At 56.5% G+C, this 13,626-nt stretch carries 12 protein-coding genes and 1 pseudogene; 3 read left to right on the forward strand and 10 right to left on the reverse strand.

The window, feature by feature from the left end:
* Nucleotide 1: 1 nt before the first annotated feature.
* From ehuD to ehuR, 5 genes are all read right to left on the reverse strand, one after another.
* Nucleotides 2–661 (reverse strand): ectoine/hydroxyectoine ABC transporter permease subunit EhuD, encoded by a 660-nt coding sequence (gene ehuD / locus AC0L7S_RS00155; RefSeq protein WP_473472542.1) that lies wholly within the window; start codon nucleotides 659–661, stop codon nucleotides 2–4.
* The gene (gene ehuC / locus AC0L7S_RS00160) at nucleotides 661–1,320 is read right to left on the reverse strand and encodes an ectoine/hydroxyectoine ABC transporter permease subunit EhuC (protein ID WP_473472543.1); all 660 of its coding nucleotides are present in this window, start codon (nucleotides 1,318–1,320) and stop codon (nucleotides 661–663) included. The genes ehuD and ehuC overlap by 1 nt, the downstream gene beginning before the upstream one ends.
* An 82-nt stretch (nucleotides 1,321–1,402) precedes the next feature.
* A complete protein-coding gene (ehuB, locus tag AC0L7S_RS00165) occupies nucleotides 1,403–2,254 on the reverse strand; it encodes an ectoine/hydroxyectoine ABC transporter substrate-binding protein EhuB (RefSeq protein ID WP_473472544.1) in 852 nt (283 codons plus the stop codon).
* A gap of 80 nt (nucleotides 2,255–2,334) precedes the next feature.
* Nucleotides 2,335–3,120: an ectoine/hydroxyectoine ABC transporter ATP-binding protein EhuA gene (ehuA, locus tag AC0L7S_RS00170; RefSeq protein ID WP_473472545.1), complete on the reverse strand. Its 786-nt coding sequence runs from the start codon at nucleotides 3,118–3,120 to the stop codon at nucleotides 2,335–2,337.
* Nucleotides 3,121–3,244: 124 nt separating this feature from the next.
* A complete protein-coding gene (gene ehuR, locus AC0L7S_RS00175; protein ID WP_473472546.1) occupies nucleotides 3,245–4,630 on the reverse strand; it encodes a MocR-like ectoine utilization transcription factor EhuR in 1,386 nt (461 codons plus the stop codon).
* An 82-nt stretch (nucleotides 4,631–4,712) separates the two neighbouring features.
* Here ehuR and AC0L7S_RS00180 point away from each other — a divergent pair, with 82 nt between their 5' ends.
* From AC0L7S_RS00180 to AC0L7S_RS00190, 3 genes are all read left to right on the forward strand, one after another.
* Nucleotides 4,713–5,195 (forward strand): Lrp/AsnC family transcriptional regulator, encoded by a 483-nt coding sequence (locus AC0L7S_RS00180; RefSeq protein WP_473472547.1) that lies wholly within the window; start codon nucleotides 4,713–4,715, stop codon nucleotides 5,193–5,195.
* A gap of 155 nt (nucleotides 5,196–5,350) precedes the next feature.
* Nucleotides 5,351–6,850 carry an NAD-dependent succinate-semialdehyde dehydrogenase gene (locus AC0L7S_RS00185; protein WP_473472548.1) on the forward strand — a complete coding sequence of 500 codons (1,500 nt, stop codon included), beginning with the start codon at nucleotides 5,351–5,353 and terminating at the stop codon, nucleotides 6,848–6,850.
* 40 nt (nucleotides 6,851–6,890) lie between these two features.
* Nucleotides 6,891–8,270: an aminotransferase gene (locus AC0L7S_RS00190; protein WP_473472550.1), complete on the forward strand. Its 1,380-nt coding sequence runs from the start codon at nucleotides 6,891–6,893 to the stop codon at nucleotides 8,268–8,270.
* 164 nt (nucleotides 8,271–8,434) lie between these two features.
* Here the strand turns inward: AC0L7S_RS00190 and AC0L7S_RS00195 are convergent, their stop codons facing one another.
* From AC0L7S_RS00195 to AC0L7S_RS00215, 5 genes and pseudogenes are all read right to left on the reverse strand, one after another.
* Complete coding sequence (locus tag AC0L7S_RS00195; protein ID WP_473474374.1) at nucleotides 8,435–9,112, reverse strand: helix-turn-helix domain-containing protein; 678 nt, start codon at nucleotides 9,110–9,112, stop codon at nucleotides 8,435–8,437.
* 333 nt (nucleotides 9,113–9,445) lie between these two features.
* On the reverse strand, nucleotides 9,446–10,420 hold the full coding sequence (locus tag AC0L7S_RS00200; protein WP_473472551.1) for a 2-hydroxyacid dehydrogenase: 975 nt from the start codon (nucleotides 10,418–10,420) through the stop codon (nucleotides 9,446–9,448).
* 121 nt (nucleotides 10,421–10,541) lie between these two features.
* Nucleotides 10,542–11,441: a succinate--CoA ligase subunit alpha gene (sucD, locus tag AC0L7S_RS00205; RefSeq protein ID WP_473472552.1), complete on the reverse strand. Its 900-nt coding sequence runs from the start codon at nucleotides 11,439–11,441 to the stop codon at nucleotides 10,542–10,544.
* Between the two features lie 12 nt (nucleotides 11,442–11,453).
* Nucleotides 11,454–12,637, reverse strand: a pseudogene (locus AC0L7S_RS00210) (malate--CoA ligase subunit beta).
* Between the two features lie 13 nt (nucleotides 12,638–12,650).
* Entirely contained in the window at nucleotides 12,651–13,616 is a 966-nt protein-coding gene (locus AC0L7S_RS00215) for an HpcH/HpaI aldolase/citrate lyase family protein (RefSeq protein WP_473472553.1), read from the reverse strand.
* Nucleotides 13,617–13,626 lie beyond the last annotated feature (10 nt).

Below are 13,626 nucleotides of genomic sequence, written 5' to 3' on the forward strand. Positions count from 1 at the left end.
ACTAGTTCTCGATCCTGCCGTACCGGCGCTCCAGCCAACGCAGAATAACGACGGAAAACAGGCTGATAATGAGGAAGAAAACGCCAACCAGTGTCATCGGCTCAACATAGCGATAATAGGTATTTGCCACGATTTTCGCCTGGTTCATCAACTCAAGCACGGTTATTGCCGAAAGCAGCGGTGTTTCCTTGAACATGGCGATGAAGTAGTTGGCGAGCGCGGGAATCATCGGCGGCAACGCCTGAGGGATAATGATGTATGTCCAGGTCTGGCGGCTGTTCAGATTGCAGGCTTTCGCAGCCTCCCACTGGCCGCGCGGCACGTTGTCGATACCGGCCCGATAGACTTCCGCCGCATAAGTGCCGTAGTGCAGACCAAGACCGATGACACCAGCCACCATTGGTGGCAGCAGAATTCCAAAATCCGGCAGGACGTAGAAGATGAAATAGAGTTGGACGAGCAACGGCGTGCCACGGATGAATTCAGCCAAAAAGCCGACCGGGCGCGAGATGAACCCATTTGGCGAACGGCGCAGCAAAGCGATGCCAAGCCCAACGAATGCAGCAAGGACAGAACCAAGCAGCGTCGCGATGATGGTGATCTTCACGCCCTCGACAAGCGTTGGTAAAATCTCCCAGACGAAGGCCCAATCCCAGTCCATCAGACACGCACCCCGTCAAGACCACGCGCCATTTTTCGCTCAAGCGAGCGCACCCCCCATGAGATCATGAGCGCGAAGATGAAATAGATGATCAGGATGCTGGTAAACGGCACCAGCGTGCTGCCCGTTTGGGCGCGAACCACCTGTGCCTGGAAGGTCAGGTCGGTGAGCGAGATCAAAGAGACTACCGAAGTTGCCTTGAGCAGTTCGATGGCATTGTTGCCGAAGGTTGGCAGCATGAGCAGCAATGCCTGCGGAAGAATGACGTGGCGCATTGCATGCCAGCGCCCAAGGTTGAGTGCAACGCAGGCTTCATATTGTTCTCGCCCTATCGACTGGATCGCACCGCGAACAACCTCAGCGCCATAGGCGCCGACATTAAGACCAAGTGCCAATACGCCCGCTTGCAGCGGCGTCAGGGAAACGCCAACAAAAGGCAGCACGAAATAGGCCCAGAAGAGTTGGACGAAGATGGAGGTTCCACGGAAGAACTCGATATAGGCCGTCGCCAGAGATCTTATGACAAAGTAGCGCGACAGCCTGCCCATTCCGGCGATAAACGCCATGACCAATGCCAGCGCGGACCCCATCAGCGTCAGCTCGATGGTGACGAATACGCCCTGCAGGATCAGGCCTAGATATCCGGACCAATCGGTCATGGGCACCATCCGTTGCGAATTTTATTGTGATTTCAATTGCTTTGCCTTCTCCAAGGCAGGAGAAGGCAAAGCAGAAGCGCGCTTATTTTGCCGAGCACAGCTTTTCACGCGTGGTCGAAATCGCGGCGGCCGCAGAGAACCCATAGGGTTCGATGATCTTGGCGAATTCGCCGGATTTTTTCATCTTGGCCAGTTCCACGTCGTATGCGTCGCGCAGGGCTTCATCGCCCTTCTTGAAGGCAGCGCCATCGCAATAGACTGGAGCACCCTGCACCGGTGCGACCACTTCAAGGTTCGGGTCGTTAGCCTTCTTGACGAGGTCGTTGATGGACAAAACCGGCAGGGAATAGGCGTCGATGCGGCCATCCTGAAGCATTTTCACGCCACTTTGACCATCCGGGACAACGATAACGCGGTCGCGAGGCACACCGGCGGTAAGTGCCAGCTTTTCCTCCGTTCCACCACCCGGAGCGCCTATCGTTGCGCTGTCGTCCTTGGCAACGTCTTCGTAGCTTTTGAAACCTTTCGGATTGCCTTTCTTGACCAGCATCGCCTCGGCATCACAAAGCACCGGCTCTGAATAGGCGACGGCTGCGCAGCGTTCCGGCTTCATGAAAAGACCGGCTGTGACGACATCAAAACGTCCAGCCTGCAAGCCGGGGATCATTGCGCCATATTCGGAGATTGAAGCGACGATATCGGCCACGCCAAGGCGCTTGAATATTTCGCGTGCTACATCTGGAGCAGCACCCGATACCTTGCCGTCTGCCGCAACCGCTGTAAACGGTGGCTCATTGGCAATGGCGACACGCGCGAAGCCTTGCGCCTTCAGTGCCTCAAGTTTGCTGTCATCAGCCGAACTTGTGCTCGATGTGGCCATGAGCGCACCCAGTGCGATGCTGGCAGCGCCAGCCAGAATTCCAAACTTTTTCATCGTTCCCAACTCCTTGGTTCGTCGTTCTCTTTGTTTTTAGCCTGTTGGCTCCGGGGCGGTACGGCCGCCCACCATGACGGTCAGACGCGATGGCCGGCCGCTATGATCTTTTTCAGGAATCCTTGCGTGCGTTCCTGTTTTGGATGGCTGAAAATGTCGTCAGGCTTGCCTTCTTCGACGATTTTGCCACCGTCAAAGAACAACACCCGGTCAGCAAAATCATGGGCAAACCCCATTTCATGCGTGACGAGCAACATGGTCATGTCAGTCTCGGCGGCAAGCGTGCGCATGACGTTCAAGACCTCATCGACAAGCTCAGGATCGAGTGCCGAGGTGACTTCATCGAACAACATGATTTTCGGAGACAGCGCGAGTGCACGGGCAATCGCCACGCGCTGCTTTTGCCCGCCCGAAAGCTGTGCCGGCATGTTCTTGGCCTTGTCGGACATGCCAACCATGTCGAGCAATTCCATTGCCCGTTTTTCGGCAGCGGCGCGAGGCGTGCCTTTGGTCAGCATCGGCGCCAGGGTAACATTGTCGATCACCGACTTGTGCGGAAACAGATTGAACAATTGGAACACCATGCCGATCTTCTGGCGCATTCGGGCAAGGTGGCGTTCATCGGCCGCCAGCAACTGGCCGTCGCGTTCCATATGATAAAGATGCTCGCCTTCGATCTGGATATGACCATCGTCAATGCGCTCCAGCGTCATCAGAATGCGCAAAATGGTCGTCTTCCCTGAACCGGAAGGGCCGATCAGGGCCAGCTTCTCGGCTGGCATGACTTGCATGGACAAGCCATCAAGAACCTTGAAGGAACCAAAACTTTTAGAAATGGTGTCGATTTTTATGATGGGCTCGGCCAATGCGTTTTCCCCTGCTTGAGGAGCCTATGCCCTTAACGATGGGGAACGTATCAAATCATGTCAATTGGGAAAATAAAACCATGACAATTTTTCTTTGAAGTCCATTTTGCGATGAAATTCCTATTCAGATTGCCAGCAACAGATGTTCGGGATCGCCCTGCAAAAGCTTGCTGACCACGCCAAGCCCGGCGCGCAGTTCTTCTTCTGCGGTCGAGCCAAGCGAGATACGAACAGCCGGACGCCCCGGCGCATCCGATATCTGGAATGAAGCCCCCGGCGCGATGGCGACGCCGCGCAGCCTCGCCTGTCCGACAAAAGCCTCCTCCCCGCGATCACCGGGCAATTGCAGCCATAGATGCAAGCCATCGCGGTGGGCGCGATAATCGACATCGCCAAGCACTTCAGCCGCTATTGCAAGGCGTTTGCGAAGCGCGGTGCGCTGCCAGCGCACAAGGTCCATCGCGGTCCCGTCAACCACCCATTTCGAGGCAATCTCTGCCACCATCGGCGTTGCCATCCAGTTGGAAACCATGTGCCGGTTGGCGACGGCAGCAGCATAACGGTCGGGCGCAACGAGATAGCCGATACGCAACCCCGGTACGGTAATCTTGGTAAAAGACGTGACGTAGAGCGTGCGTTCGGGCGCGAGGGCTGCGATTGGTGGCGGTCGGTCCTCGATCAAAGGGCCAAGCACATCGTTTTCGATGATCGCGATATCGTGACGGCGTGCGACCGCGACAATTTCCTCACGCCGCGATGCATTCATGAGCGTCGTCAATGGATTAATGACCGAAGGCTGAACGAATACGGCGCGAATGTCACCATGGCGGCAGGCTTCGTCGAGAGCGGCGGGAACAAGGCCGCACTCATCTATTGGCAGACCTTCGAGATTAAATCCAAGATAGCGCGCCAGGGGCACCAAAGTGTGATGGCCGATAGCTTCGGTAGCCACCGTCGATCCGGATGGTGCCACACTCATGAAAGCGACGGTCATTCCAGCCGTGGCACCGTTGGTCAGACTGACATTTTGCGGCGAGGTCTCGATCCCGCACTGACGCAGCCATTCAACCGCGACCGCGCGATGGCGCGGGAACACCATATTCGGTCTGAATGACAGTGCGGAACTTGCAGGCAGCGTCTCACCCAGCCAACCGAGTGCTTGCCTCAGCCGCTCAAGATGCATCACCTCGCAAACAGGTTTCAAAATAGAAAGATCGATCACTTCGCCGGGACGTTCAGGAAGATAGGGCGGTTCGGGTTCGCGGGGCTGGGTTTGCACGAAGCTGCCGCGGCCGATTTCACCCGAAACCAAACCGCGCCGAATCAATTCCTCGTACGCTCGGCTAATCGTCTGCACAGATAGTTTTAGTTCGTCTGCGAGTTGCCTGTGCGTTGGCAAACGTTCACCATTTGCCAAGCGTCCGTCATGAATGACGCGGGCAAACTGGTCAGCAAGCGAGAGATATGCTGGCCGCCGAATGAGCGTCGGATCTGGCTTCCATAATGTCATGACATATTAGAGAACAAAATCAGTTCAATTGACAATCGAAATAAAGCACATTCATGCTGCGGGAGCAAAAGAAGTGGACATTATGGCCGAATCGAAACTCGATCCCGTTGATCTCAGGATTCTCGATGCCATCCAGCGCGACGGGCGCATCACCAAGCTGGCGCTGGCTGAGAAAGTGGGCCTTTCGCCCACGCCATGCTGGATGCGGCTGCGCAAACTTGAAAAAGCCGGCATCGTTTCGGGCTATCATGCCAGGATTGCCATGCGCGTCGTGGCCCCGGTTGCCACGGTGCTGATGGAGGTAACCCTGACCAGCCATCGACAGGCTGATTTCGACCGTTTTGAACGCGCCATTCGCGATACACCGGAAATCATTGCCTGCTGGTCGGTGGGAGGCGGTGTCGATTATGTCCTGAAGGTCATGGCACGCGACATTGACGCTTATCAAAGGCTCGTCGATGCCCTGCTGGAACGCGAGATCGGCATCGACCGCTATTTCACCTACATCGTCACCAAGACCGTGAAAGACGATACCGTTCTGCCAGTCGATGTTCTCTTGCGATAAATTGAGACGGCACGCAGACGAAAGTCGATGTGGCGAGAGATTGTCTGGTTTCCTCGACATCAATAGCCAATCTCTCTTTATGCACCACCACGAACAGTCACTTTCTCCGTGCTTGCAGCCTAAGCTGAGGCTCTCTTTCGCCAGCGAGGTTTTTCATGTCAGCACATGCGCATTTTGCCCGCTCTACCCGCCACGAAGCGCTTGAACGGCTCACTGACCGCCGATTATTGCGCGAAATGGCCTATGTAGATGGCCGCTGGACCGCAAGTGATTCAGCAGGCAGCTTTGAGGTCACGGACCCGGCATCCGGTGCGACCGTCGCATTCGTTGCCGCACTCGATGCCAAACAGACACGTCTGGCCATCGACGCCGCATCCCGGGCATTTCCCATATGGCGCTCCATGATGCCACAGGAGCGGTCGAAAATTCTCCGGAAATGGTACGATCTGATCGTTGCGGCCAAGGATGATCTGGCGCTGTTGATGACGCTTGAACAAGGAAAGCCGCTTAAGGAATCGCTGGGCGAGATCGACTATGCCGCTTCATTCGTGGAGTGGTATGCGGAAGAAGCCAAGCGCATCAATGCTGAAGGCGTCACAAGTCATCTGCCCGGTGCCGACATGATGGTGCGGCGTGAGCCACTTGGCGTCGTCGGGGTCGTCACGCCGTGGAATTTCCCGGCAGCGATGCTGACAAGAAAAGCAGCAGCAGCACTTGCAGCGGGCTGCACCATTGTTGCACATCCTTCCTCGGAAACGCCGCTATCGGCACTGGCCTTGGCAGAACTTGGCGAACGCGCCGGTCTTCCGGGCGGCGTGTTCAATATTGTCACCGGGAATGCTGCGGCCATCGTGGGCAGCCTGTGCGAAGATCGCCGCGTTCGCGCCATGAGTTTCACCGGCTCAACGGAAATTGGCAGATTGATTGCTGCGCAATGCGCACCCACCATGAAACGGCTGGTGATGGAACTTGGTGGCCACGCCCCCTTGATCATCTTCGACGACGCCAACCTTGAGAAGGCCGTCGATATCGCCATCGATGCCAAATTTGCCACATCGGGTCAGGACTGCCTCGCGGCGAACCGCATCTATGTCCAGCGTGCAATCCATGATCGGTTCTGCGCAGCTTTCGAAGCACGTATCGAGAAATTGGAAGTTTCGAACGGGCTGACCGCAGGTGCCGACATTGGCCCGTTGATGCACGAACGCGCGGTTAAAAAAGTTGAGGAGCAGGTGGCTGATGCGCTCAACCGGGGCGCAAAATGCCTTGCCGGCGGCCAACGCGCCGAGGCGGGAGCGTTGTTTTACCAGCCGACATTGCTGATAGATGTGCCGGACGAGGCGCTCATCATGCGTGAGGAGACTTTCGGGCCCGTCGCCGCAGTTACAGCCTTCGATAGCGAGGAAAACCTGATTGCCCGCGCCAATGCCACCGAATATGGCCTCGTGGCATATGTCGTCACTGAAAACGGCGCACGACAATTGCGTATGGGCCGGGCACTGGATTACGGTATGGTTGCCATCAACCGCGTCAAGATTACCGGTGCGCCGGTGCCATTTGGGGGCACGAAGCAATCCGGCATGGGCCGGGAAGGCTCCCGCCACGGCCTCGAAGCTTTCACCGATCTCAAATATCTGTGCCTGGATCTAGGATAATACGGCACAGCCCGATGCCATTTTTCAAGGAGTAAACGCAATGCTTGACCAGTCGAACGAACTCAATGCATGGGATCGGGACCACTTTTTCCATCCTTCTACCCACATGGGAACGCATGCACGCGGAGAATCACCGAACCGTGTAATGGCGGGCGGAGAGGGCGTCACCATATGGGACGTCAATGGCAAGAAGAGCCTCGATGCTTTCGCCGGTCTTTATTGCGTGAATGTCGGCTATGGCCGCCAGAAGATTTCCGATGCAATTGCTGCGCAGGCGAAAAACCTCGCCTATTACCATGCCTATGTCGGCCACGGTACAGAAGCATCCATCACACTATCCAAGATGATCATCGACCGCGCACCGCAAGGCATGAGCCGCGTCTATTACGGTTTGTCCGGTTCCGACGCCAACGAGACCAACATCAAGCTGATCTGGTACTATAATAATGTGCTTGGACGCCCGGAGAAGAAGAAGATCATCTCCCGCCAGCGCGGCTATCACGGCTCCGGCATCATGACCGGCTCATTGACCGGCCTCGACGCATTCCACAACGCTTTCGACCTGCCGCGAGCGCCCATCCTGCACACCGAAGCGCCCTATTATTACCGCCGCGCGGACCGCTCAATGAGCGAAGAACAGTTTTCGCAGCATTGCGCCGATCAACTCGAAAAACTCATCCTTGCACAAGGCCCGGAAACGGTTGCCGCATTCATCGGTGAACCGGTGCTTGGCACCGGCGGCATTGTGCCACCACCCGTCGGCTACTGGCAGAAAATCCAGGCGGTGCTCAACAAATATGACGTGCTTTTGATTGCCGATGAGGTTGTCACCGGCTTTGGCCGGCTTGGCACCATGTTCGGGTCCGACCATTATGGCATCAAGCCCGACCTGATCACCATCGCAAAGGGTCTCACGTCAGCCTATGCGCCTTTGTCCGGCGTGATTGTCGGCGACAAGGTGTGGGAAGGACTGGTGCAAGGTTCTGACAAGCTTGGCAGTCTTGGGCATGGCTGGACCTATTCCGCCCATCCTATCTGCGTTGCCGCAGGTGTCGCCAATCTCGAACTCATTGACGAACTCGGTCTGGTGAAAAACGCCGGGGAGACCGGTGCCTATTTCCGCGCCGAACTGGCCAAGGCGGTGGGTGGCCATAAAAATGTCGGTGAAGTGCGCGGAGACGGCATGCTGGCAGCGGTTGAATTTGTCGCTGACAAGGATGACCGGGTCTTCTTCGACCCCTCGCAAAAGATCGGGCCGCAAGTCGCGGCAGCACTTGCCGAACATGGCGTAATCGGACGCGCCATGCCGCAGGGCGATATTCTGGGCTTTGCTCCGCCGCTGTGCCTGACCCGCGAGGAAGCGGATACCATCGTCGCAAAAACTGCCGAAGCAGTGAAAAGCGTCTTCGCGAAAATCTAAGAGCAACGGGCCGAAAAGTGGTTACCGGTTTTCGGCCCTATGCTCATTCTGAAAACACTTTAAGAGCAGGACAAGACCCTCGGAGCGGTTCTGTTGCAATTTTTCGCCTATCACCGATGTAACATTGAAGCTTTCCGTAATTCGGAAAGCTTCAATGCTGGCGCCTATTCGTGTCCGCCGCCTTGCGGGTAGGATATAATCGACAGGTAGCGGATCGGCAGTTTGCTCAGTTCTTCCGGCCCATGCGGTGCATCGGCGTCGAAAAACAGACTGTCGCCGGGCAACATACGGTAAAGATTGCTGCCATGCCGGTACACAACCTCGCCCTCAAGGAGATAGAGGAACTCCATACCGTCGTGCTGAAAGGTCGGGAAGACATCCGAGTCTTCCGATAGGGTTATCAGATACGGCTCGACCACTACACCGCTGGTGTTGGAGCCTATATGACCAAGCAAAGTGTACTGATGTCCGGCACGGGTTCCGCGGCGCTCGACATCCACCCCCTCGCCGGCCTTGACGAATACGGCATTGCGCTCTTCTTCAAACCGGCGAAAAAACGATGTGAGTGGAGCGCCCAGCGCATGGGAAAGCGTCTGAAGTGTCGTCAAAGATGGTGATGTTATGCCATTTTCGATCTTCGACAGCATTCCAAGCGAGATATTGGTGGCGGCAGCAAGATCAGCAACCGTAATGCCCAGTTTCTTACGAAAAGCCCGAACCTCGCGGCCAATTGCAACCTCAAGAACCTTTTCGCGCGTATCGCGAACTGCATGGGGGTCTTGCATCAGGGTGACGGCGCGGGCCGGAGCTACCGGGGTGCCTTTCTTGACATCCGCAGACACGTCATGCGCCTTGGCACCACTACTAATTTTGCTGGAAATTGCCAATTGGATTCGCCTCCCGATAGTGAAACGTCTAATTTCACTATAAGTAAACAAAATCCAATCAACACACAACACTATCCGCCGCGACATCATCGCAGGTGTGTGAGGCTCAAATTCACGCTTCAGGAACAAGCGGGAACGACCACAACTTGGCGAGTTGTTGCGTATCTATTTTGCCGATTCAGGGGCTGCGATCAGACAAGGTTAGGCGGCAGATTTCAATTTCGGCCCGTCTGAAACCGCTCCAAGCCCTATCGTCGTCCACTTATTCCAAGCAGCGTCCTCCTTTCCTCAAGCAACACGATCAGGCGGCTCATGGCCGTCAAAAAACGCGGTCATGTTTTCAACTGCCTTCATCCCCATCGCCACGCGGGTTTCTTCCGTTGCGCTGCCAAGATGCGGCAACAGCACGACATTTTCCAAACGCGACAGCTTTTCGGGCACGGCTGGTTCCTCGGCAAAGACATCGAGCCCAGCCCCTGCGATTGCGCGGGTTTCCAGCGCGTCAATGAGCGCGTCCTGATCAACGACGTCACCGCGTGCCGTGTTGATGAGATAAGCACCAGATTTCATGGCGTCGATGCGCTGCGCGTTGATCAAATGCCGGTTCTCTGCACCACCGGGACAATGAAGAGAGACGAAATCCGCCCCCGCCAAAACGTCCTCAATGGAGGACAACTGCGTTGCGCCCATCGCTCGAACCTCATCATCGTCAACGCGGGAGCGATTGAAGAAAATTATCTTCATGCCAAAGCCGAAACGAGCCCGCCTCGCTGTCGCCTTGCCGATGCGGCCCATGCCAATAATGCCCAGCGTCTTTCCAGAAACCTTTGTACCGATCATATGGGTGGGGCACCAGCCAGCCCACTGGCCAGCCCGCAATTGCCGCTCGCCCTCACCAGCGCGTCGGGCAACCGACAACAACAGGCTCATGGCGAGATCGGCTGTGCAATCGGTCAACACGCCAGGTGTGTTGGTAACGACGATCCCCCGTGCACGCGCCGCATCAACGTCAATGTGGCTGAACCCGACGCCGTAATTCGCGATAAGTTTTGTCCGCAAACCCTCATCAGGAAACACTGAAGCCGTCAGTTTGTCGCTAACCGTCGGCAATACCGCGTCGAAATCCGACAATGCCGATTTGAGTTGTGTCGCTGCCAAAGGAACGTCGTTGGCATTAAGCGTCACATCAAAGCGCTCAGCAAGTATTTTTTCGACAGACTCAGGCCAACGGCGGGTTACGATTACGCGTGGCTTCATGGACATTCCCTGCTAGGTGGCATGGCGTCGGCGGCCAGCGCCGACGCAAGTTGAGAGACATTCTACGTCTAATAATCGGGCTACGTCTAATAATCGGCTACTTCTAATAACCGGACACTTCTAGCAATCAGGCGGCTTTCTTGTGATCCGCCAAGACGCCCGCAATTGTCGGTCCAAAGGCTGCTGGCGTCGGCACGATCGTGACACCTGCATCGCGCAAAATCTCGACTTTCTCCTGCGCGGATTCGCCGAAGGCGGAAATAATGGCGCCTGCGTGCCCCATACGCTTACCCTTGGGTGCCGAGAGACCAGCAATGTAGGCGATGAGCGGCTTCTTCATGTTTCGCTTGGCCCATTCACCGGCTTCGGCTTCCTGTGGACCGCCGATTTCACCAATCATCACCACAGCATCAGTGTCGTCGTCTTTTTCAAACAGTTCCAACATGTCTTTGAACGACGAACCGTTGATCGGGTCGCCACCAATGCCGACGCTGGTGGATACGCCGATGCCAAGCGCACTCATCTGAGAAGCCGCTTCATAACCAAGCGTACCCGAACGGCCGACAATGCCAACACGGCCCGGAAGATAGATGTTGCCCGGCATAATGCCCATCAACGCCTGACCCGGCGTGATGATGCCGGCACAGTTCGGCCCAATCAATTGCATGCGGTCTTCAAAGCGATAGCGCCGCATGTAGCGCTTGACATGCATCATGTCCTGCGAGGGAATGCCGTCGGTAATGCAGACGCAGAACTTTATCCCGGCGTCCGCTGCTTCCATGATCGAGTCGGCAGCAAACGGTGGTGGCACGAAAACGATACTCGCATTTGCGCCCGTTTCACGCACGGCACCTTTCATGGTGTTGAAAACCGGAATGCCATGATGGTCCTGGCCACCCTTGCCGGGAGTTACGCCACCGACAACATTGGTGCCATAGCGTTTCATGTCCAGCGCATGAAAGCTGCCTATCTTGCCCGTGAGGCCCTGGACGATCACACGGGTATCCTTATTGAGCAGAATTGCCATTCTATCCTCCCGTCAACCAGCTTTTTTCATTGTAACCGAGCGCCATGCGGCGACAGCTTTCTCGGCGGCTTCCTCAAGCGTATCGGCAACAATCACCGCCTCTCCGGCTTCTGCCAGAATACGCTTTCCCTCTTCGACATTTGTGCCGGACAAACGCACCACCAGTGGAACATTCACACCGACCTCACGAATTGCCTTGATGACACCCTCTGCCACCCAGTCGCAGCGATTGATACCAGCGAAAATGTTGACGAGGATCGTCTCGACATTCTTGTCTCCCAGCACGGCGCGGAATGACTTGGAGACACGTTCCGGTGAAGCGCCGCCGCCGATATCGAGGAAGTTGGCGGGCTCGCCACCGGCAATCTTGATCATGTCCATCGTTGCCATGGCCAATCCGGCGCCATTGATGATGCACCCGATATTGCCATCCAAACCGACATAGGACAGACCGCGATCACTGGCGAAGGTTTCGCGCGGATCTTCCTGCGACTTGTCGCGCAGTTCCGAAATCTCGGGACGGCGAAACAATGCGTTTTCGTCAAACGACATCTTGGCGTCCAGCGCCATCAGATTGCCGTCACGCGTGACAACGAGCGGATTGATTTCAAGCATGGACGCATCGTAATCGCGAAACACCCGGTAGCATCCCAAAAGCATATCGGTGGCTTTGCCGATCAGCGCGTTTTCCAGTCCGAGGCCGAAAGCAATCTCGCGTGCCTGATAGGATTGCATGCCAACACCTGGATCGACGGTTGCGCGAATGATCGAGTCCGGCTGCTTTTCAGCGATCTCCTCGATTTCCATGCCGCCCGATGCCGAGGCAACGATCATCACGCGCTCGGCTTTGCGGTCGAGCACGAAGCCAAGATATATTTCCTGGCGAATATCGACCGTTTCTTCGACATAGAGGCGCGACACGAGTTTGCCGCGCGGCCCGGTCTGATGAGTGACCAGCTTCCTGCCCAGCATGGCTTCGGCAGCCTCGCTGACTTCCACATCGGAGGAGCAAATTCGAACTCCCCTGCCTTGCCGCGCGCCCCGGAATGGATCTGGGCCTTGACGACCCATTTATCGCCGCCAATCTCACTGGCTCGGTAAGTTGCCTGCTCGGGGCTATAGGCGAGGCCACCACGCGGGACGGGAACCGAGTAGCGAGAAAGCAGTTCTTTGGCCTGATATTCGTGAATGTCCATGTCAAGCTCCTCTTCAGACGGGCGCGGCAGTACGCGACTGCATCGACCGTTCGATGGCCTCGTGGGTTACGAGAACGTTTCGTGCCATGCGCTCCGATGCTGCGTCGATCATCTTGCCGTCGAGAGATGCAGCACCCTTGCCCTGCTCTTCGGCTTCGCGCAGCATCTCGATAATCCGGCGCGCCCGCTCAACTTCCTTCTCAGGCGGCGAGAAAACAGCATTGGCCAGTTCAATCTGCGAAGGGTGAATGGCCCACTTTCCTTCGATTCCGAGGGCCGCGGCGCGTTTGGCGGCGGCGGTAAAGCCATCGGGATCGGAAAAATCGCCGAATGGGCCATCGACAGCACGCAAACCGTAAGCGCGGCAGGCAATGGTCATGCGCGACAACGCCGCATGCCACTGGTCTCCGGGATAATCCGGATTGAGACCGCCAATATTGACCGTTCTCGCCTTGCAGCTGGCGGCATAGTCGGCCACACCGAAATGGAGGGCCTCAAGCCGTCCAGCAAAGGCGGCTATGGCCTCGACATTGGCCATGCCAAGCGCGGTTTCGATCAACGCTTCCAGGCCGACGCGGGTTTTGTAACCCTTGGCCATTTCAATCTGATTGACCATCGCCTCGACCATATAAAGATCGGCAGGCACCCCGACTTTCGGGACGAGGATGGTGTCCAGCCGATCACCGGCCTGTTCCATCACATCGACAACGTCGCGGTACATGTAATGGGTATCGAGACCATTGATGCGAACGGAAACGGTCTTGCCTTTGGCGCGCCAGTCGATGTCGTTCAGCGCCTCGATGATGTTCTTGCGGGCGCGCTCCTTGTCGGGCGGCGCGACCGCATCCTCGATATCGAGAAAGACAAAGTCGGCGGCGCTGTTTGCAGCCTTTTCGATCATCTCGACGTTTGAACCCGGCACAGCGAGTTCACTACGCTGAAGGCGCAATTTGCGTAGATGGTTGATGGTGTGGCTCATGGGTGCTCTC

It is taken from the genome of Mesorhizobium sp. G2-6-1 (genome assembly GCF_055809095.1).